Here is a 21845-nt window from a genome sequence, read left to right on the forward strand (position 1 = left end):
TCCCGGGAAGAGGTCCGTAATTTAGGTTTTTTTTGTGCCTGAAAATAAGGAGGTGATGCAAGAACGAGCGATATGTTTCCAGAAAAAAAGCCGGGTGAAGGCGGCCACCTTCAGTCCGGCATATTCCCCCAAAAGAGGAGGTACTCATATGGATTATAATAAAGTATCAAAAGACATTTTACAACTCGTCGGCGGTGAGGAGAACGTACAGAGCGTGATTCACTGCATGACAAGACTGCGTTTCAACCTTTATGACAATGGCAAGGCTGATCGTACGAAATTGGAAAACGTGCCCGGTGTGATGGGTACGAACATCAGCGGCGAACAGTTTCAGATCATCATCGGAAATGACGTGCCTAAGGTGTATAAGGCGATGATCGCCAACAGCGGACTGAGCGACGCAAAGGCCGGGCAGCCATCTTCTCAAAAGAAAAACGTGCTTGCCGCCATCTTTGATGTCATTTCAGGCGTATTTACCCCGATTCTGCCGGCGATCGCCGGTGCGGGTATGATCAAGGGAATTATTGCGTTAGCCGTGACATTCGGCTGGATGAGCGAAAAAAGTCAGGCGCATACCATCCTGTCCGCCATCGGTGACGGCGCGTTTTACTTCCTGCCGCTATTGCTGGCGGTCAGTGCGGCGAGAAAGTTCGGCAGCAATCCTTATGTTGCGGCGGCGATCGGAGCGGCGATATTGCATCCTGACCTGACAGCTCTGCTTGCTTCAGGCAAAAGCATTTCCTTTATCGGGTTGCCTGTAACCGCTGCCACGTATTCGTCGACGGTCATTCCGATTTTGCTTGCCATCTGGATTGCATCTTATGTAGAAAAATGGATTGATAGAATTACGCCGACTTCTTTGAAGCTCATCTTTGTGCCGACCTTCACCCTGCTGATCGTCGTTCCTGTCACATTGATTACGGTCGGTCCGCTCGGTGCGATTATCGGAAACTATCTCTCCGTCGGCGTGAACTATCTGTTCCAGCATGCCGGCCTGATTGCGATGATCTTGTTGGCCGGAACGTTCTCCCTCATCATTATGACGGGGATGCACTATGCATTGGTGCCGATCATGCTTAACAACATCGCTCAAAACGGATACGACTACTTGATGCCGGCCATGTTTCTGGCCAATATGGGGCAGGCGGGAGCGTCATTCGCCGTCTTTTTACGGTCAAGAAATAAGAAGTTCAAATCATTGTCGCTCACGACAAGCATCACGGCGTTAATGGGAATTACGGAGCCGGCGATGTACGGTGTCAACATGAGGCTGAAAAAGCCGTTTGTTTCCGCGCTTCTTGGTGGAGCTGTCGGTGGCGCATTTTACGGCATCACGGGGGTTGCATCCTACATCGTCGGCGGAAACGCCGGATTGCCCGGCATTCCGACATTCATCGGCCCTACGTTTGTTCAGGCGATGATCGGACTCGTCATCGCGTTCTTTGCAGCAACGATTATCGCTTATCTGCTGGGATTTGAAGACATACCTTCAGAGGAGGATGAAGCTCCGGCTAAAGGCGAAGCCGCCGCAGGGGAAATCATTCACAGCCCTTTAAAAGGCGAAGTCAAAGCATTAAGCGAGGTGGATGATGCGACATTTTCCGGCGAAGTGATGGGAAAAGGCGTAGCTATCGAACCTGAGGAAGGCGCAGCGGTGTCTCCCGTATCCGGTACGATCACAACCGTTTTTCAAACGAAGCACGCCATCGGAATTACAAGCGGCAGCGGGGCGGAGATCATCATCCATATCGGGATCGACACGGTGAAGCTAAACGGAGAACATTTTACCGTACATGTAAAAGAAGGAGACGCTGTATCACCGGGAGACCTGCTTGTCTCATTTGACATGGAAGCGATTAAAAAAGCCGGCTATCAGCTGATTACGCCGGTCATCGTGACAAATACGGATCGGTACGAATCGATCAAGCCGGTCAAAACATCCGAAAACGTAAATGTTAAGGAAGCGCTTCTCGTTTTATCGTAAATATAATAGATCCCCTCTCTTTCATTGGGAGGGGAAGAAAAAAATATTAATGAGGTGAAAAGCTATGAGTGGAAATGCCAAAAGATTTCCTGAAGGATTTCTGTGGGGCGGGGCGGTTGCCGCAAACCAGGTGGAAGGCGCCTACAACGTCGGCGGGAAGGGGCTTTCAACAGCCGATGTGTCGCCGAACGGAGTCATGTATCCTTTCGATGAATCGATGGAAACGTTGAACTTGTATCATAAGGGCATCGATTTTTATCACCGCTATAAAGAAGATATCGCGCTTTTTGCCGAAATGGGCTTTAAAGCGTTCCGTACATCAATTGCCTGGACGCGCATTTTCCCGAACGGCGATGAGAGCGAACCGAACGAAGAAGGCCTCAAGTTTTACGATGACTTGTTTGATGAGCTTTTAAAATACAATATCCAGCCAGTTGTGACGATTTCCCACTATGAAATGCCGCTCGGCCTTATCAAAAACTACGGAGGATGGAAAAACCGCAAATTGATTGAATTCTACGAACGATATGCCAGAACGGTTTTTAACCGGTATAAAGATAAAGTGAAATACTGGATGACGTTCAACGAAATCAACATCGTTCTGCACGCGCCATTTACGGGAGGCGGGCTTGTCTTCGAAGAAGGCGAAAACAAACTGAACGCGATGTACCAGGCGGCGCATCACCAGTTTGTCGCGAGCGCCCTGGCGGTCAAAGCCGGACACGAAATCATCCCAGACTCTAAAATCGGCTGCATGATCGCCGCAACGACAACATATCCGATGACGCCAAAGCCGGAAGACGTGCTTGCCGCAATGGAAAACGAAAGAAAAACGCTGTTTTTCTCAGACGTTCAGGCGCGCGGCGCTTATCCGGGCTACATGAAGCGCTTCTTGAAAGAAAACAACATTACGATCGAAATGGCTGAAGGCGACGAAGAGATTCTGAAGCAGCATACCGTCGATTACATCGGCTTCAGCTATTACATGTCAATCGCAGCAAGCACCGATCCTGAGCACCTTGCAAAATCAAAAGGCAACCTCCTCGGCGGCGTCAAAAATCCGTACTTGGAATCGTCTGAATGGGGCTGGCAGATCGACCCTAAAGGGCTGCGCATTACGTTGAATACGCTGTATGACCGTTATCAGAAGCCGCTGTTCATCGTGGAAAACGGCCTTGGCGCGGTCGATGCAGTCGAAGAAGACGGCTCCATTCAGGATGATTACAGAATCAATTATTTGCGCGATCATTTAAAAGAAGCAAGGGAAGCGATCGCCGACGGTGTCGACTTAATCGGCTACACATCATGGGGACCGATCGATTTGGTGAGCGCCTCCACCGCCGAAATGAAAAAACGCTACGGCTACATTTACGTCGACCGGGACAATGACGGAAAAGGAACGCTAAAAAGAACGAGAAAGAAAAGCTTTTATTGGTATAAAAACGTAATTGAAACGAATGGTGAGAGCTTGTAATGTGAACCGGAACGGCTGCCTCTATGGAGGCAGCTTTTAATTTGCAGAGCCGGCTTTTTCTGTAGCACGTAACATCATTTTGCTATACACTGTACATAAAAAAGAAAAAACGGGTGAATTCCAATGTATAAACTGCTGCTGATTGAAGATGATCGAACGCTGTTTCAAGAAATAAAAGAACGTTTATCCGGATGGTCCTACGATGTGTACGGCATCAAGGATTTTAGCCGAGTGATGCAGGAGTTTGCAGCAGTCAAGCCTGACTGCGTCATCATCGATATTCAGCTTCCTAAATATGACGGGTTTCATTGGTGCCGGTTGATCCGCTCCCGTTCAAATGTGCCGATCCTTTTTTTATCCTCGCGCGATCATCCCGCTGATATGGTGATGTCCATGCAATTCGGAGCGGACGATTTTATCCAGAAGCCGTTTCATTTTGACGTGCTGATTGCAAAAATCCAGGCGATATTCCGGCGCGTTTATGACTACAATACCGAGCCGAACATTGTGAAAACGTGGTGCGGAGCGACCGTGGACGTCGAACGGAATCTTGTTGTCAATGAGACAGGTACAGTGGAACTGACGAAGAATGAAATGTTTATTTTAAAACAGCTGATTGAACAAAAAAATAAAATCGTCAGCCGGGAAGAGCTGATCAGAAGCTTGTGGAGCGATGAGCGATTTGTCAGCGACAACACGCTGACGGTCAATGTAAACCGCCTGAGAAAAAAACTGGATGGCTTGAACCTGGGCCAATATATCGAGACGAAGGTCGGACAAGGCTATATGGCGAAAGAGGAAGGATCATACATATGATAAAAGCGTTCTTGACTGAAAGGCGAAGCTGGATCGCCATGTTCATTTGCCAGCAGATCCTTGTTTTATTTATCGCCTGTATCGATTCGTCCATCCCGTTTGCTCCCATCCTTTATGTGGTCTATCTGTGTTCCCTGTTATTTATCGTTTTTGTCTTGATCCGCTTTCGGAAGGAAACGAAGTTTTATAAAAGCCTCAAAGAATGGGAACACAGTCTTGATGTGACAAGCATCAGCGAACCGGAAACGCCATTTGAATCGATCATTGAAAAAAGCATCTCCGGGCAGACGGAACAATTGAAGCAAGCGGCGGCACAGCATCAATTGGCGCTCGAGAACGAAAAAGACGAACTAATGGCTTGGATACATGAAGTGAAAACGCCATTAACGGCTATGCATTTAATTATTGAGAGAATGGAAGATCAATCGCTGAAGTCGCAGTTAGCGTATGAATGGCTGCGCATTCATCTGCTGCTTGATCAGCAGCTTCACCAAAAACGCATTTCGTTTATCGAAACTGACCTGTCCCTTGAGATCCTTGATCTTAAAACGCTGATATTCAAAGAGATCAAAGACTTACAATCGTGGTGTATTCAAAAAGGGATCGGGTTTGATATTGAGCTGGAAGCAAAGGAAGTGCTCAGCGATGCGAAGTGGCTCGCTTTTATCGTCAGACAGCTTTTAACCAATGCGGTGAAATACAGTGAAGCCTCAGATATTGTAGTCAAAAGCTATGAACGGGATGAACGGATATATCTCGAAGTGAAGGACTTTGGGCGGGGCATCGATCAGAAAGATATTCCCCGCGTGTTTGAAAAAGGCTTTACTTCAACAACGGACCATGATCAAGCGTCTACCGGAATGGGGCTCTACTTAGCAAAAAAAGCGGCAAAGCCGCTGCTGATCCATATTGACATATGCTCAGCACCGGGAGCGGGTTCAACCTTTACGCTGACATTTCCGAAGCGAAACGAATTTGAACGTGTGATAGGCGTGTGACAAAAATGTCACATGCTTTTCTGTTTTGTTCGCTTAATCGCAGGAAAACGACGGCACGCCTTTCTATAATAAAACTATCCAGTATAAAGGGGAATATAGAAATGAAGATTTTAGAAGCGAATAAAATTCGAAAAAGCTACGGAAATAAGCTCAATAAACAAGAAGTATTAAAGGGAATTGATATTCACATCGAAGAGGGCGAATTCGTCAGCATTATGGGTCCGTCAGGTTCGGGGAAAACGACGCTGCTCAATGTATTATCCTCCATTGATCGGGTGAGCGGCGGCACGATCACCATCAACCAAATCGAGATGACCAATATGAAGGAAAGGCAGCTCGCCGAATTCCGCAAACAGCATTTAGGCTTTATTTTTCAAGACTACAATCTGCTGGACACGCTGACGGTGAGAGAAAATATCCTGCTGCCGTTATCGATTACGAAAATGTCGAAAAGAGAGGCCAATCAAAAATTTGAGGAAGTCGCAAAGGAATTGGGGATTTTCGAGCTGAAGAATAAATATCCGAATGAAATCTCCGGCGGGCAAAAACAGCGCACATCCGCAGCCAGAGCGTTCATTCATGAGCCGAGCATCATTTTTGCAGATGAGCCGACCGGAGCGCTTGATTCAAAGTCGGCTTCTGATTTGTTAAACAAGCTGAGCCAATTAAATCAAAAGCGCCGCGCCACCATCATTATGGTCACTCATGATCCCGTCGCCGCCAGCTACTGCAGCAGAGTGGTTTTTATTAAAGACGGGCAAATTTATACACAGCTGAATAAAGGCGGACAGAACAGGCAGTTGTTCTTCCAGGATATCATGAAAACGCAAGGTGTGTTAGGCGGGGTTCAGCATGAACATTAATCAGCTGATTATTCGAAACCTGAAGAAAAATCTGCGGAATTATTACCTCTATGTGTTTGCGTTAATTTTCAGCATGGCGCTTTATTTCGCGTTTGTCACGCTTCAATACGATCCGGCGATTAATGAAGTGAAATCGTCGATTAAAGGCGCGGCAGCCATCAAAACCGCATCCATCCTGCTTGTTGCGGTCGTATCGATCTTTATTTTATACGCCAATACGATTTTTATTAAAAGGCGGAGCAGAGAAATCGGGCTGTTTCAATTAATCGGCATGACGAAGCAAAAAATCTTCCGCATCTTGAGCGCGGAAAATGTAATCCTGTATTTCGGCTCATTGTTCATCGGGGTGTTTGCCGGGTTTTCGATGTCAAAGCTCGTGCTGATGATTTTGTTCAAAATTGTGGACGTTCAAGCAGATGCGGAACTGCATTTTTCCGGGAAGGCTTTCGTCCAGACCATCATTGTATTTTGCGCCATATACCTTTTGATTATGGTGATGAATTATACGTTTATCAAAAAGCAAACCATTTTATCTTTGTTTCAAGTGACCTCTTCTACGGAAGATAAAGTAAAGAAAATATCCGTGTTTCAGATGATTGTCGGCGCTTTGGGCATCTTGTTGATTTTGACGGGGTATTACGTATCGTCAGAGCTGTTCAGCGGCAAGTTCAAAACGATAAACGAGCTTTTCATGGTGATGACTTTTATTCTTGCGACCGTCATCATCGGTACGTATCTCTTTTACAAAGGCTCTGTCAGCTTTATCTCCAACATCATCCGCAAAAGCAAGGGCGGTTACTTGAATATTTCCGAAGTATTATCCCTTTCGTCGATTATGTTCCGCATGAAGTCAAGCGCGTTATTATTAACGATTATTACGACCGTTTCGGCGCTCGCCATCGGTTTATTGTCCCTGTGCTACATTTCGTATTATTCAGCGGAGAAAACCGCTGAGCAAAACGTGGCGGCTGATTTTGCCATAACGAATCAGAAAGATGCAAAACGGTTTGAGCAGCTATTGAGCGAACATGACATGTCGTACAGCAAAAAAGAAATACACGTCATACAAGCGGTCTTCAACCTGGAAAACATTGTTGAAGGAGATCTTGAAGGCATGGCTGCAGATCCTAAGAAATTCCCGCTCGCAGTGGTGAGCGATAAAGAGATTGACGGAATTAACGTGCCAAAAGGAGAAACGGTCTTCTCCGGATATAACGACTTTCTGCAAAAAGTAATGGCATTAAAGGATTCCGGCACCATTAAAGTCAGCAGCCGCAAGGAGACCGAATCGTTGAACTATTTGGGACTGAGAAAGGAGTTTATCTTATCCTATAATTTTACTAGCGGAGGAATGCCCGTTGCGATTGTCGATGATGCGCTGTTTAAACGTCTGAACCATGATAAACAACCGAATTTGCAGCAACAACCGGACGTTTTCATCGGCATCAATTTGAAAAATAAAGACGAGCTTGAAGCGGCAAATGCTCTCTTTACAAAAGTAAATAAAAGCGATCAGCATTTATCGCGCCTTGACGATAGCATCGCCCAAAAATCCCTTTTCGGCCTTGTCATGTTTATCGTAGGCTTTTTAGGATTAACGTTTCTCATCACATCTGGATGCATCCTTTATTTTAAACAAATGGACGAAAGCGAAGATGAGAAGCCGAATTATACCATTTTGAGAAAATTGGGTTTTACCCAAGGAGACTTATTGAAGGGTATACGCATTAAACAGCTTTATAACTTCGGGATCCCATTGGTGATCGGACTGTCTCACAGCTACTTTGCCGTTCAATCCGGCTGGTTCCTGTTCGGGTCGGAATTGTGGACGCCGATGATTATGGTGATGGTGTTATATACCGTTCTGTATTCAATCTTTGGCCTGTTGTCTGTTCTGTACTATAAGAAGGTGATTAAGTCGGCGCTGTGACGTGAAGAAAAATCCCATCGGACATCTCCGATGGGATTTTCTTCATTCTTACAATTCGACCTTATAAAGCGACGTCTGCTCTGCGCCCCCAGGGCCGCCTCTTGTGCCCTGCTGAATGGTGCTTGAGGAACCGCTGTATTCGTCTGACGAAATTTTCGCACCGTGTTTTTTGATCCAGGAAACCAGCTCACTGTTGCCTGAGTTGTTGCCCGGGATCAGGAAGTACTTCACTTTTCCTTCTTTGATCAGTTTTTTCAGCTTGCTGACCGTCAGGATCGGATCTGTGCCGTTGAAGCCGCCGAGCGCCATGACATTTTCGTCGGCATTGATGATATACGGTGCGGCGGTGACAGTCGTCAGCGTAGCGAATAGGTATTCTTCGCCTGTTTTATTTTTGCGAAGGTAGGAGAGCAGCCCAGTGTCCACATCTGAACTGAACATGCCGCTGCCAGATGAGCTTTTGAGCTGCGGGCCTGCTTCCGGAAGGACGCTGCTGTTGCCGTACATGAGCGGTGTTGCCGACCAGTAGACCGGTGTGAGAAGCAGGGCGCACAAGCTGATGATCGTCAGCTGTTGTCCGAATGGATGGCTGTGCTTGAGCATGAGAAGGGCGATCGTCAGGCCGAGTCCCAAGATGCCCGGAACGTACATCCAGGCGCTGCCGATTTGATTCGTATAACCGCTTAAAATATAGACCTGGAATGCAGCTGTGATGAACACGGCTGCCGTCAGCAAATAGCTTGCCCAGTCTTTATGGTTTTTGTACAAGCCGTACATCGCATACCATCCGATTCCTGATAATGCGGCGATTGGCGGTGCCAGCATAATTAAATAATAATGATGGAAGAAGCCGGCAACGCTGAAGAAGCCTGCGACAGGGATGAGCCATGCCGCCCAGAAAAGGGTTTCTTTCATTTGCCCCGCTTTTTCGCGGCGGTCGCGGAACCAGCTGATCATCATGCCGAGCAATCCGAACAGTGCGAATGGAAGCATCCAGCTGATTTGTCCGGAAAGTGCGGATTGGAACAGTCTCAGCGGACCTGCGGTACCGGTGCCGAACATGTTCATGCCGCCGCCCCCGCCTGGCCCTCCGTTTCCTCCGCCAAAGCCGCCCTGGCCCCCTCCGCCATGCGGTAGCCCGCCTCCGTTTTGGCCTTGAGCATTGCCGCCGGCCGGGCCGTTTCCGTTCGGCGGTTGCATGCCTCCGTTTTGCGATTTGGAATTGCTGTCAGTCAAGCTGTTTTCGCTCGGCGGCTGCATATCTCCGCCAAATCCGTTCATATCTCCGCGGGAATTGCCTGTCGTCTGTCCGAGCAGCCGTTCTGTACCGTTGTATCCGAAAGCCAGTTCAAGCACGGAGTTTTTCTGGCTGCTTCCGACATATGGACGGCTGTCCACCGACGTGTAGTCGACAACGAGCGCCCATGAAAGGGAAATGCCGGTAAGGACGATAAGCGACAGTACGGCCGACGCGATTTTTTTCCTCCATTTGGCGTTTGCCGCGACCAGGTAGAATAGCAAAAAGGCCGGGATGACCATAAAGGCTTGAAGCATCTTCATATTGAATCCGAGTCCGACGATTCCAAACGCGGCGAGCAGCCAGATCAGCTTCCCACGCTTGGCCGCCCTCATCAGGCACCATGTACCGAGAAGCAGCGTGAATACGAGCATGCTGTCGATATTATTCGTCCGGCTGACGGCGACGGCGATCGGCGTCAGTGTCATAACAAGAGCGCTGATTCGCGCTGAACCTTTGCCGAATCTCGGCTTGATCATGATGTAGAGAAGGAAGACAGAGCCGGCTCCTGCGAGCGCCTGCGGAAGGATCACGCTCCACGTATGAACGCCGAATACGAGCGCGGAGACCGTCTGTATCCATAGGACGAGCGGCGGCTTATCAACCGATACAAATCCCGAAGGATCGAATGAAGCATAGAAGAAATTGTGGAAGCTTTTCGTCATGCTTTTAACTGCTGCCAGGTAATACTGGTTGGCCGCATCATCCTGCCAGATGTTATATGTATTCAGAATAAGTGCTGCCAGCAAAATCAAGATAAGTACGATATCAGGTTTTTTTAATTTCATCATCTCTCACCTCTTTATGGTTACCTATTTTAGAAAAAAAATATGAATAAGTTATGAATAAAAAAAGAAATATTCTTTGTTATTGCACGATGGGAAAAAATAAATAATTTTGGAAAAAGTGTGTACATTTTCGATTTCTCGCTGTATACTGTACTACAACAGAAATAAAAACAAAAATCTGTTGTATAAAAAGGAGGGGAAACGATGAGCATGAAAAGCCCGCTCGAATTTTTTCGGACACTTCCGAAAAAAACGTGCCCTGAATGCGGGGAGCAGGTGGAGGAACAGGCTGAATCCTATTTCATGGAATGCGAGCGCTGCCTTGCGAAGAAGGGAGAGTAACTGTTGTATAACAAAATGCGAAAGGGGTTAGAGAGATGAAGACAGAAGAGAGAAGGCTGCAGATCAAAGGAGACATGAATCCGGAATATGAAGCGATTTTAACAAAGGAAGCGCTACAGTTCGTCGGGCGTCTTGAACGCCATTTCGGCAAAAGAAGGCGCGATTTATTACACTTGCGAAATATCGTTCAGGCGGAAATTGATCAAGGAAAGGACCCCGATTTTCTAAAAGAGACGCAGTACATTCGGGAAGGAAACTGGACGGCCGCGCCGGTCCCGCCGGATTTGGAAGACCGCAGGGTCGAGATTACCGGGCCGGTGGACAGAAAAATGGTGATCAACGCTCTCAATTCAGGGGCGAAGGTGTTTATGGCCGATTTTGAAGACGCCAACTCACCGACGTGGAAAAACTGTGTGGAAGGACAGATCAATTTAAGGGATGCGATCCGCGGGACGATTGCTTTTACAAACGAAAACGGCAAACGGTATCAGCTCAATGAGAATCCGGCGGTCATCATGGTCAGGCCGCGGGGCTGGCATTTGGAGGAAAAGCACGTGCTGGCTGACGGAAAACCGGTTTCTGCAAGTTTATTCGATTTTGGCCTCTATTTTTTTCATAACGCAAAAGCGCTGATCAACAAAGGGAGCGGCCCTTATTTCTACCTTCCAAAAATCGAAAATCATCTTGAAGCAAGGCTATGGAATGACATATTTGTTTACGCCCAGAACGATTTGGGCATCCCGCAGGGCACGATAAAGGCGACCGTCTTAATCGAAACAATCCTGGCAGCTTTTGAAATGGATGAGATCTTGTATGAATTGAAGGAACATTCGGCAGGCCTCAACTGCGGCAGATGGGATTACATTTTCAGCTTCATTAAGAAATTCCGCAGCAGGGAAGACGTCATCTTTCCCGACCGTTCAGCCGTGACGATGACGGTTCCGAACATGAGAGCCTATTCCCTTTTGGTCATCAAAACGTGCCATAAGCGGAATGTCCATGCGATCGGGGGAATGGCGGCGCAGATTCCTGCAAAAGACAATCCTGATATCAACGCTGCGGCTTTCGCGAAAATACGCGAGGATAAGGAGCGCGAAGTAAAAGACGGGCATGACGGGACATGGATCGCGCATCCCGGCATGATTCAAACGGCTCTCGACGTATTTGATGAACATATGCCTGAAGCAAATCAGATTCATAGAAAGCGTGAAGACATCAAGGTTGAAGGGAAAGATTTGCTGGAAGTGCCGACAGGGCGGATCACGGAAAATGGCGTCCGCACAAATATCAGCGCCGGCATCCGCTATATGGCTTCCTGGCTGTCCGGAAAAGGCGCTGCCCCGATTGACCATTTGATGGAGGATGCCGCAACGGCCGAAATTTCAAGAGCTCAATTATGGCAATGGATCCGCCATCCGCAAGGCATTCTGGATGACGGCCGGAACGTGACCGCAGAAATGTTCAAGACGATGAAAGAGGAAGAAATGAAGAGCATCATCGATGACGTCGGGTTAAAGCATTATCAAGAAGGACGCTTTGAAGAGGCCGGACGGCTCTTTGAAGCAATGATTTTGGATGATCAATTCGCTGAATTTTTGACGATACCCGCTTATGAAAAATTATAAGGAGGAATGGGAGATGAGGTCAGAACAGGCAAAACAATTGGAGGAGAGCTGGCAGGATGAACGGTGGAACGGAATCACAAGGCCGTACAAGGCGGAGGATGTGATCCGCCTGAGGGGGTCCCTTGAGATCGAATATACCATCGCAAGGCGCGGCTCTGAAAAGCTTTGGCGGCTTCTCCATTCGGAAGATTTCGTTCCCGCGCTCGGAGCGTTGACGGGAAACCAGGCAATGCAGCAAGTAAAGGCCGGATTGAAAGCGATTTATTTAAGCGGCTGGCAAGTAGCTGCCGATGCAAACCTTGCGGGGAGCATGTACCCTGACCAAAGCCTGTATCCGGCAAACAGCGTCCCCGAGGTCGTCAAAAGAATCAACCGTACGCTCCAGCGCGCAGACCAGATTCACTTCATGGAAGGAAAAGAAGAGATCGATTGGTTCGCACCGATCGTAGCGGATGCTGAAGCGGGATTCGGCGGGCAGCTGAATGTCTTCGAATTGATGAAAAGCATGATTGAGGCGGGTGCCGCTGGCGTTCATTTTGAAGATCAGCTTTCATCAGAGAAAAAATGCGGACATTTGGGCGGAAAAGTGCTGCTGCCGACGCAGACGGCGGTTCGTAATTTGATTGCGGCCCGCCTCGCCGCAGATGTCATGGGCGTGCCGACGGTTCTCATTGCCCGGACGGACGCGAATGCGGCCGATCTCATCACAAGCGACATCGACCAGTATGATGCCCCGTTTTTGACGGGAGAACGCACATCAGAAGGATTTTTCAAAACGAAGGCGGGCCTTGATCAGGCGATTGCCAGAGGGCTTGCATATGCGCCTTACGCCGACTTGGTCTGGTGTGAAACATCAGAACCTAATCTTGATGAGGCGCGCCGGTTTGCAGAGGCAATTCATGAACAATTCCCGGGAAAATTGCTTGCGTACAATTGCTCGCCTTCTTTTAACTGGAAAGCCAAACTCGATGATCAAACGATTGTTGATTTTCAAAAAGATCTCAGTGAAATGGGGTATAAATTTCAATTCGTCACACTCGCCGGGTTCCACGCCTTAAATCACGGCATGTTTGAACTGGCCCGCCAATATAAAACACGCGGGATGGTCGCTTACTCCGAGCTGCAGCAGGCCGAGTTCGCCAGCGAAGTCCACGGCTATACGGCGACAAGGCACCAGCGTGAAGTCGGAACGAGCTATTTTGACGAAGTCGCACAGGTCGTCACAGGAGGGACTTCTTCTACGACGGCGCTAAAAGGCTCGACGGAAGCCGAGCAGTTTCAGCCGTAAATTGCCGTGAAAAAGCCGCCTTGTATGACAGGCGGCTTGCTCGTTTGTATAAAAATATTTTAGCAATTGGCATCATTGGAAGGGGCAATCAAAGGATGTTCCCGAAGCACAATCACATTCTGATGAGCTTTGTCGCTTCTTTTGGCCGGCCGGTTGTCTTTGCTGAATGAGTAGAACAAATACACGGTCATTGTCAAAATCAAGATAAACATCATCATATCTATCCCCTCCAATTGAAATTTGCCTTTCAATAGATAAGACGGATTGCGCCCAGTGGAAGTTTCAGAAAATTGATTCATTTTTTAAAAAATATCAATCTATACCAAATTCTGTAATTTTGCGTTATGATGAAATAGAGATGAAGAAAAGGAGTGAAGTGAGTTGGGAAAGAGGTTTAAACGATTTTCATTCATGTTCGCCGTTTCGCTTATGATCTCGTCGATTCCGGCGATGGCAGAAGGAGCCGAACCGCCGAAGAAGGAAAAAGAGATTGCAGACTACCAGCAAAAGCTTGAAGTCAAACGGGAAAACATTGCGATCGACCGGGCCAATATAAAAGAATCCTACAGACTCAATAAAGACGGGCAGTCTCTGAACGTAGCAAAACCCAAAGCTTCCATCAAATCAAACTATTCTTCTTCAGAACAATCCTTTCAGCACCAGGCCACACTGACGGAAACCAACAAGGACGATCTGTGGTTTTTCAGCACGCCTTCAGACAGAACATTCATCGCGAGAATCCTATCAAACAATGCCGACTATAACGTGCAGCTTTACGTCGTTGACTGGGAAAAAGGACAAGCCATCCCGACGAATATATCCGCGTCAGCCGGCAATTTGATCGCACTCAATGAGCTTCCAAAAGGCGACTATGCGCTCAGGGTTTTTTCGGCGGGAGATGTCGGAGATACCTATACGATTCAGATGAACGCCAAGAACCCGGCCCATTTTACGTCGGCTGTATCTGTCTCATCTTCCCTGCAGCAATTTGTCGCGGAATATGAAGACGGTTCAGTTTATGCCAACGGCACCTTTGTATATAACAAAAACGGCGGAAACAGCCACCTTGACTGGAAGAGAGTCTTTTATTTTCCGTATGGCGGCGGCTACACCCAGCGGACTCACGAGATTGCAGATGCAAAGGTCAAATCGGTTTCGGCACCTGTGTCATACAAAGCAAGCTATGCCAGCTCTGAAGAAGCCATCATGGTCTATCTCGATAAAGGGACATTGTTTATGCACCACCAATCCGCCTTTCAATCCGGCGTCGGCTATGAAGGTTCGTTTGTTGATACGCTTGGAAAGGTGACGCCGAGAAGGATCGATGACAACGATTTTGAATACGGCGATCATATTCTCATCGTCGATTTAAAAACGGGTAAGTCTATCGATTTCTTCAGTGTATTAAACTACTACTATGCAAGCGGGGTCGAAAAAATCCCGACGATTCAATACTTGAATTAAAGCATTGACATGAAGTTTATAGATGTGTAGAGTAAAAGTTAATGAAATAGGAAGTCCACTGGGGGAGCCATAAAGCTGGCTGAGACAAGAGGTGATCTTGGACCCTTCGAACCTGATCTAGTTCGTACTAGCGTAGGGAAGTGGAGCCGGTGTCTTTATGAGTTCATCATCTTAAGCCGCTCCATTTTGGGGCGGCTTTTTTGCATAAAGAAGCCGTTTTCCCCTTGTGCCTTCCTTTATAAATGAATGTAAGGAGGCTTTCTTCATGAGTTTTTCAGCACAACTTCGCCGCGAGGCAAACCCCATCTTTAAAGCCATTTTTCAGCATCCTTTTGTAAAGGGGCTGGCGTCGGGCGATCTAAAAAAGGATCAGCTCATCCATTATGTCAAACAGGATGTCGCGTATTTGAATTCCTTTGTACAAATCTACGGAATCGCGATTTCAAAATGCAAAAGTCGGGAAGACATGACCATGTTCAACCGGCAGATTTCCTTTGTGCTGGACAGCGAGGTGCATCCCCACAACAATCTTTGCCGGGTCGCAGGCGTGCAATATGAAAACATGCACGGCTATCCTCTCGCACCGTCGGCTCATCATTATATCAGCCATATGCTGACGGCCGCGCACGAAGGCACGATCGGAGACATATTAGCCGTTTTGCTGCCGTGTCCGTGGACATATTGGGAGATCGGCCAAACATTGCTGAATGAGGTGCAGCCGGATCCGTCGCATCCGTTTTATGACTGGATTCATTTTTACGGAGACCGGACCGATTCGATCACAACGGCATTTTGCGCCCGTTTGGATGAATGGGCAAAGGATGCGCACGAGGAAGAAAAAGAGAAAATGAAAGAGCTCTTTTTGTTAAGCTGCCAGCTTGAATATCGGTTTTGGGAGATGGCCTATACCCTTGAAGATTGGCCTGTGAATACGGAGGCGGTGAGACGATGAATTGGAGGATGAAAGAAGTCGTCATGACCGTAATATTGTCAGTCGCCTGCGGTGTGATTTATTTAGGGTGGTCCACCTTGTGGATTCCGGTTTCGGCTGTCGTTGGTCCAGTCGGTGCAAACTTTATGTTCGGCATATGGGTGATTGCGAGTCCGATCGTTGCCTGTATCATCCGCAAACCGGGGGCGGCGCTGATTGCCGAGACGGCAGCTGCGGCGGTTGAACTGCTGACGGGAAGCCATTTTGGGTTATCTTCACTGCTCATCGGCGTTTTCCAGGGGGCGGGAGCGGAAATTGCTTTTGCAATGTTTCGTTATCAACGCTATAACCTGTTTACCCTCATGCTGTCCGGAGCGCTTGCGGCCGTCGGCAGCATGACCTACAGCCTGATCGCGAACGGCTTTGGCTACTATACGACGGAAACGCTGATTCTGATATTTGTCATTCAGGTCATCAGCGGAATCATTCTCGGCGGCTGGCTCGCCAAAGCAGTGGTCGGGGCGCTCGCAAAAACAGGTGTGCTCGACCAATATGAGATCATGAAGGAACAGCGGAAAAAGGATGAATCAAATGAATTCGTATCTAGGATGCAATAATCTATCCGTTAGCTTTTACAACCGTTCGGAAACGATATTGGACAGCGTGAGTCTATCCATTCAAAAGGGAGAGAAGGTGCTGATACTCGGGCCAAGCGGAAGCGGAAAATCGACATTGATTTCGGTGCTTTCCGGAATGATTCCCGAACACATTGAAGCCGAAGTCAAAGGCGAGGTAAACCGCAGGAAAAGCGCCGGTGTCATGTTTCAGGATCCGGATTCGCAATTCTGCATGCTTCGGGTCGATGAAGAAATCGCCTTTAGCCTGGAAAATCGCTGTGTTCCCCGCGAAGAGATGGAGCGGATGATCTCTTCTCTCATGGATCAGGTCGGGCTGAATGTTGATAAGAAAACGCCGATTGAGACTTTGTCAGGGGGCATGAAACAGCGGCTCGCGCTGGCGTGCCTTTTGGCTTTGGAACCGGAAGTGCTGTTTTTTGACGAGCCGACAGCGCAGCTTGATCCGGTCAGCCGGAACGCGATCTTTGCCCTGCTGAAAGACGTCTCTGAAAAAACGGGACAGACGATGGTGTTTGTCGAGCATGTATTGGACGGCTGCATCGAATGGATGGACCGCGTCATCCTTTTAAACAAAAACGGCCGGATCATCGGCGACGGAAAACCCGGGGACATTCTCCGTCTCTTTCAGCGGCAAATGAAGGAGGCCGGCATTTGGCTGCCCAAGCTGTATCCGGCTGTATGGGAGGAAGTCGTCCGGGATGAGAACCATCCGCTTGCCGTCAAGCTGTCTGCCGAACTGAAAATAAAAGAACGTGCGGAAGAAAGCGGAACGCCCAAAAGCAGGACATTGATCCGCACCGAAGATGCCGCGATCGGCTATCGGAAAAAAACGGTTGCGGACGGCATCAACGTTCAGATTCCAAAAGGCGCCTGGGTATCGGTCATCGGGGAGAACGGCAGCGGGAAAAGCACGTTTCTCAAAAGCCTGATCCGCTTGGAAGCGGTGAGAAAAGGACGCATTTATTTGGAGGATTGCGAGCTGAAAAAATGGTCTGACAAGGAATTGTATGACAAGGCCGGCTTCGTCTTTCAAAACCCGGAGCTCCAATTTATTCAGGATACGGTCTTTGAGGAAATCGCGTACGGAGCGAGACAGAGAAACTGGTCTGAGGAAGAGATTGAGAAAAAAACGTCCGGCCTGTTACAAGAGTTCGGGCTCACATCACATCGAAAGGCCCACCCGTTCACATTGAGCCTGGGGCAGAAAAGGCGCCTGAGCGTGGCGCCGATGCTTTTGTTTGATCAAGATTTGCTTCTCCTTGATGAACCGACATTCGGACAGGACGAAAAAACGTCCGGCGAGCTGATTAAACGCTTAAAAGAACGGCAGGAACGGGGAACCTCAATCATCATGGTGACCCATGATATGGATATCGTCGACCGGCACTCTGATCAAGTCATCGTGTTTCACAAAGGGAAAGCGGCTTACCAGGGAACGCCTTATCGTTTATTTTCCGATCGGAGCCTCATCCGCCGGTTCTCGATCGTTCCGCCGCTTCACTACAAACTGATGCATGCCAGAGAGAAGAAGGTGCCGGTATGAAAAGCAATGATTCGTACCTTTCAACATTGAATCCTGCCGGAAAGCTTTTTTTTCATCTGCTTGTCATGTGTATATTAATGACCGTTTCAAACCCGAAGCCGACTTTTTTCATATGGCTTCTCGCGGTGATGACCGGCATCGTTTTCGGAGGCTGGACGGCTGCATATTTGGCGAAGCGCCTGCTGCCATATTTGCTTTTTTTCGTTCTCGTCTGCTGGATGATGGCCGCTTTTGGAAAAGGCGAGGAAACGCTTTGGCAATGGGCATGGTTCCATGTGACGAAGGAGAGCCTGGGAAACGGCCTGACGATCGCTTTGCGGATGCTCGGGTTTGTCACATACGGACTCCTGTTTACGTCAACGACCGATTTAACGTCATTCATCATGAGCTTAATTCATCAATGCAGGCTGTCGCCGAAATGGGCTTATGGGCTGCTGGCCGGATTCCGGTTTGTTCCGCTCTTTCAATCAGAGCTTTCGCAAATGAAAGCCGCGCATAAAATCAGGGGCTATAAACAAAAAAACAGCTGGAAAGCCTTTATCGCATATTCGCTCCCATTGTTCTCCCAAGGCATCCGGAAATCGGAAAGAATTGCGGTGGCAATGGAAGCGCGCGGTTTTACGGGCACGAGAGACCGGACGTATTATCAAACGCCCCGGCTTGGCGCAAAAGACGCGCTGTACGGGACCGTTCTGCTTCTTGCTGTACTGGCGATATTAATAGTATTTTCCAAATAAATGCATTTATTAGAGCCGTGAAGCGGCTCTTTTTTCATGCCCAGAATAGAAAAACTCCTGAACAATTGACTTAAACATATTGACCTGGTTTAAAAAGGTTGTACAATCAATGTGTAACAATATGAAAAAAGAAATATAAAACATCCCCTTCATTTCTAATAAACGGGAGGTGCACCAGTGAAAATAGCCAAGGTGATCAACAATAATGTGGTCAGTGTTTTAGACGAACGGGATCAGGAGCTTGTGGTCATGGGCAGGGGAATCGCCTTTCAGAAAAAACCCGGTGAAATGGTTGATGAATCAAGGATAGAGAAGATTTTCAGGCTTGATAATAAAGACATCTCAGAACGATTTAAAACGCTTCTCGATGAAATACCGATCGAATTTATGGAGATGACGGAGGAAATCATCAGCCTGGCAAAAATGCGGCTCGGAAAAAAGCTGAACGACAGCATATACGTGTCGCTGACCGATCACATCCATTTTGCCATCGAAAGGCATAAAAAAGGGATGGATATTAAAAACGCATTGCTCTGGGAAACGAAACGGCTTTATAAAGATGAATTTGCCATCGGCAAAGAGGCGCTTTTGATGATTAAAAACAAAACCGGCATTGAACTTCCGGAGGATGAAGCTGCCTTTATCGCGCTTCATATCGTAAACGCCGAGCTCAATGAAGAAATGCCGAACATCGTCAATATTACGAAGGTCATGCAGGAAATATTAAGCATTGTGAAGTACCACTTTCATGTCGATTTTGACGAAGAGTCGCTTCACTATTACCGGTTTATTACTCATTTGAAGTTTTTCGCGCAGCGCCTGTTCAGCGGGTCCTACATGGAAAGCAAAGACGATTTTTTATTTGACACCGTAAAAAATAAATACCGGGACGCTTATGGATGTACAAATAAAATCAAGCAGTATATTGAAAAAGAATACGGCTGGAAGCTGACGAGCGAAGAATTGCTCTACTTAACGATCCATATTGAAAGGGTTGTTCATCAGGCGTGATCAGAAAATGAAAGCGTTGACAATAGGGAAAATGTGTGCTAATTTGAATATAAACAACAACACCACCATCTATTTTAGGATTGTTACTGATGATGCAGGCAAAACCTAAATTGCTATGGGACAGGGGCAGAAGTCTCTTTTCATGGCGATTTAGTTTTTTTATTTTCATACGCTCACATACGGATTGTTACTGCTTAAGGCAGGCAAAACCTAAACGAAGCCTTTTCACAGGCTTTGTTTAGGTTTTTTCTTTTTCATAGATACATAGGTTCCAAGTGAGGGGATGATCACAGATGGATTTTCAATCATTAGCCAAACAGATTTTGACTCATATCGGAGGGGAAACAAATGTTGCTTCTCTTGTCCATTGTGCGACAAGGCTGCGCTTCAAGCTGAAAGACCGTTCTAAGGCCGACAAGGAGGCGATTGAAAACATCGACGGAGTCGTGACGGTTGTCGAGAGCGGGGGACAGTTTCAAGTCGTCATCGGCAATCACGTCCCTGAGGTTTACAAAGAGATCGGCCGCATGTCCGGCGTTCTGGAGAATGCACAAGCAGGCGGAAGCCGGGACGAAAAAGGAAATCTCGCCGGGAGACTGGTCGACATCATATCCAGCATCTTCACGCCGCTCCTCGGCGTCATGGCGGGGGCGGGGATTTTAAAAGGGCTGCTTTTAATATGTACGAACGCCGGCTGGCTGACTGCCGAAGAGACGACATATACGATTTTATACGCGGCCGCAGACAGCTTATTTTACTTTTTGCCATTACTATTGGCCGTTACGGCAGCTAAGAAATTCGGAGCGAATATGTTTGTGGCGCTCACGATAGCCGGGGCGCTCATTTATCCGTCGATCATTGAATTGAAAAACAGCGGCGCGGATACGGAATTTTTCGCTATTCCCGTCGTCTTGATGAATTATACGTCAACCGTTATTCCGATTATCCTTGCCGTATTTGTGATGAGCTATCTCGAAAAGTTTTGTATGCGCTTCATCCATGAAAGCGTCAAAAACTTTATCACCCCTCTCATTTGCCTGGTCATCATGGTACCGCTGACCTTAATCGTGTTCGGTCCGCTCGGGGTTTATACGGGAAACGGCATCGCCGCGGCGATCTTGTCGATTTTTGACATCAGTCCAATTCTGGCCGGGGCGCTCATCGCGGCACTGTGGCAGATCCTTGTTATCTTCGGGATTCATTGGGGCATCGTCCCGGTCATTCTCAACAACATCGCCGTCCATGGAAAGGATTACATCAAACCGGCGACGGCGGCGGCCGTTTTTGCCCAAACAGGGGCGGCCTTCGGCGTGATGTTGAAGACGAAGAACAAAAAGCTGAAGGCTTTGGCGGGATCTGCCGCTATAACGGGAATTTTCGGCATTACCGAACCTGCCGTTTACGGGGTGACCCTCAGGCTGAAAAAGCCGTTTGTATGCGGTGTCATCAGCGCGGCGGCAGGCGGAGCCATTATCGGCTATTCCCACAGCATCGCGATCGCGTCAGGCGCCCCGGGGCTGTTGACCATTCCGATTTTTTACGGACCGGGCTTTCCCGGGTTTATTATCGGCATCTCCGTCTCGTTCATATTATCGATCGTGCTCACTTACATCGTCGGATTCGATGATCCCGCGGACGAAAAAAAGCAGCATGGCGGAGAACAGATTTACAGCCCTTTGCAAGGAGAAGTGCTTCTGTTAACCGAAGTATCTGATACAGTCTTTTCGTCTGAGGCGCTTGGCAAAGGCGTTGCGGTACTCCCGGCGAAAGGAATCGTCACTGCACCGGCGGCCGGCGTTGTCTCAACGGTATTTCCGACAGGGCATGCATACGGCATCACGACGGAAAGCAAAGCCGAAATCCTCATTCATATCGGAGTGGATACCGTAAAATTGGAAGGAAAGCATTTTTATCCAAAAGCCGTACAAGGGCAAACCGTGAAACGGGGTGATATTCTCGCAGAATTCGATTTAGAGGCGCTGAAACGGGAAGGATTTGACGTGAAAACGCCGATCGTGGTGACAAATTCAGATCGATACGGCGATGTCATCAGGACCGGCCAAAAACGGATCAAACCGGATGACTGGATCATCACATTAATGTAATCTGTATAGGA

Annotated in this window: 18 protein-coding genes and 1 riboswitch; of the genes, 16 read left to right on the forward strand and 2 right to left on the reverse strand. The window is 48.0% G+C overall.

The window, feature by feature from the left end; translation table 11 throughout:
- The first annotated feature begins 148 nt into the window (after window positions 1-148).
- From AB447_RS20250 to AB447_RS20275, 6 genes are all read left to right on the forward strand, one after another.
- Window positions 149-1984, forward strand: coding sequence for a beta-glucoside-specific PTS transporter subunit IIABC (locus tag AB447_RS20250; protein WP_048354214.1), 1836 nt, complete (start codon window positions 149-151; stop codon window positions 1982-1984).
- A gap of 64 nt (window positions 1985-2048) precedes the next feature.
- Window positions 2049-3458, forward strand: coding sequence for an aryl-phospho-beta-d-glucosidase (locus tag AB447_RS20255; protein ID WP_048354215.1), 1410 nt, complete (start codon window positions 2049-2051; stop codon window positions 3456-3458).
- 123 nt (window positions 3459-3581) lie between these two features.
- Window positions 3582-4274 carry a response regulator transcription factor gene (locus tag AB447_RS20260; RefSeq protein ID WP_048354216.1) on the forward strand — a complete coding sequence of 231 codons (693 nt, stop codon included), beginning with the start codon at window positions 3582-3584 and terminating at the stop codon, window positions 4272-4274.
- Window positions 4271-5272 (forward strand): sensor histidine kinase, encoded by a 1002-nt coding sequence (locus AB447_RS20265; protein ID WP_048354217.1) that lies wholly within the window; start codon window positions 4271-4273, stop codon window positions 5270-5272. Before AB447_RS20260 ends, AB447_RS20265 begins: the two co-directional genes overlap by 4 nt.
- A 101-nt stretch (window positions 5273-5373) precedes the next feature.
- Window positions 5374-6135, forward strand: a complete 762-nt coding sequence (locus AB447_RS20270; RefSeq protein WP_048354218.1) for an ABC transporter ATP-binding protein — start codon at window positions 5374-5376, stop codon at window positions 6133-6135.
- Window positions 6125-8065: an FtsX-like permease family protein gene (locus tag AB447_RS20275; RefSeq protein WP_048354219.1), complete on the forward strand. Its 1941-nt coding sequence runs from the start codon at window positions 6125-6127 to the stop codon at window positions 8063-8065. The genes AB447_RS20270 and AB447_RS20275 overlap by 11 nt, the downstream gene beginning before the upstream one ends.
- A gap of 48 nt (window positions 8066-8113) precedes the next feature.
- On the opposite strand, the gene AB447_RS20280 is transcribed toward AB447_RS20275, so the two are convergent.
- Window positions 8114-10150 (reverse strand): glycosyltransferase family 39 protein, encoded by a 2037-nt coding sequence (locus AB447_RS20280; protein WP_172796375.1) that lies wholly within the window; start codon window positions 10148-10150, stop codon window positions 8114-8116.
- A 204-nt stretch (window positions 10151-10354) separates the two neighbouring features.
- Between AB447_RS20280 and yhfH the strand changes: the two genes are divergently transcribed.
- The 3 genes from yhfH to aceA are packed head-to-tail and all read left to right on the forward strand — an operon-like array spanning window position 10355 to window position 13405.
- Window positions 10355-10492: a protein YhfH gene (yhfH, locus tag AB447_RS25500; protein ID WP_077735948.1), complete on the forward strand. Its 138-nt coding sequence runs from the start codon at window positions 10355-10357 to the stop codon at window positions 10490-10492.
- Between the two features lie 35 nt (window positions 10493-10527).
- Complete coding sequence (gene aceB, locus AB447_RS20285) at window positions 10528-12117, forward strand: malate synthase A (protein ID WP_057957731.1); 1590 nt, start codon at window positions 10528-10530, stop codon at window positions 12115-12117.
- Window positions 12118-12130: 13 nt separating this feature from the next.
- On the forward strand, window positions 12131-13405 hold the full coding sequence (gene aceA / locus AB447_RS20290) for an isocitrate lyase (protein ID WP_057957732.1): 1275 nt from the start codon (window positions 12131-12133) through the stop codon (window positions 13403-13405).
- A gap of 59 nt (window positions 13406-13464) precedes the next feature.
- Here the strand turns inward: aceA and AB447_RS26400 are convergent, their stop codons facing one another.
- Window positions 13465-13623: a hypothetical protein gene (locus AB447_RS26400; protein ID WP_172796376.1), complete on the reverse strand. Its 159-nt coding sequence runs from the start codon at window positions 13621-13623 to the stop codon at window positions 13465-13467.
- A gap of 163 nt (window positions 13624-13786) precedes the next feature.
- Here AB447_RS26400 and AB447_RS20295 point away from each other — a divergent pair, with 163 nt between their 5' ends.
- From AB447_RS20295 to AB447_RS20325, 7 genes are all read left to right on the forward strand, one after another.
- Entirely contained in the window at window positions 13787-14869 is a 1083-nt protein-coding gene (locus tag AB447_RS20295; protein ID WP_231592192.1) for a hypothetical protein, read from the forward strand.
- A 50-nt stretch (window positions 14870-14919) separates the two neighbouring features.
- Window positions 14920-15025, forward strand: a riboswitch (TPP riboswitch).
- Between the two features lie 109 nt (window positions 15026-15134).
- The gene (gene tenA, locus AB447_RS20300; protein WP_048354220.1) at window positions 15135-15821 is read left to right on the forward strand and encodes a thiaminase II; all 687 of its coding nucleotides are present in this window, start codon (window positions 15135-15137) and stop codon (window positions 15819-15821) included.
- Window positions 15818-16417, forward strand: coding sequence for an ECF transporter S component (locus tag AB447_RS20305; RefSeq protein WP_048354221.1), 600 nt, complete (start codon window positions 15818-15820; stop codon window positions 16415-16417). The genes tenA and AB447_RS20305 overlap by 4 nt, the downstream gene beginning before the upstream one ends.
- A complete protein-coding gene (locus AB447_RS20310; protein WP_048354222.1) occupies window positions 16392-17981 on the forward strand; it encodes an ABC transporter ATP-binding protein in 1590 nt (529 codons plus the stop codon). Before AB447_RS20305 ends, AB447_RS20310 begins: the two co-directional genes overlap by 26 nt.
- The gene (locus tag AB447_RS20315; protein ID WP_048354223.1) at window positions 17978-18718 is read left to right on the forward strand and encodes an energy-coupling factor transporter transmembrane component T family protein; all 741 of its coding nucleotides are present in this window, start codon (window positions 17978-17980) and stop codon (window positions 18716-18718) included. The genes AB447_RS20310 and AB447_RS20315 overlap by 4 nt, the downstream gene beginning before the upstream one ends.
- A gap of 177 nt (window positions 18719-18895) precedes the next feature.
- Entirely contained in the window at window positions 18896-19729 is an 834-nt protein-coding gene (gene licT, locus AB447_RS20320) for a BglG family transcription antiterminator LicT (protein ID WP_048354224.1), read from the forward strand.
- Window positions 19730-20022: 293 nt separating this feature from the next.
- On the forward strand, window positions 20023-21834 hold the full coding sequence (locus AB447_RS20325; RefSeq protein ID WP_057957733.1) for a beta-glucoside-specific PTS transporter subunit IIABC: 1812 nt from the start codon (window positions 20023-20025) through the stop codon (window positions 21832-21834).
- Window positions 21835-21845 lie beyond the last annotated feature (11 nt).

It is taken from the genome of Bacillus glycinifermentans, assembly GCF_001042475.2.
Classification (GTDB): Bacteria; Bacillota; Bacilli; order Bacillales; family Bacillaceae; genus Bacillus; species Bacillus glycinifermentans.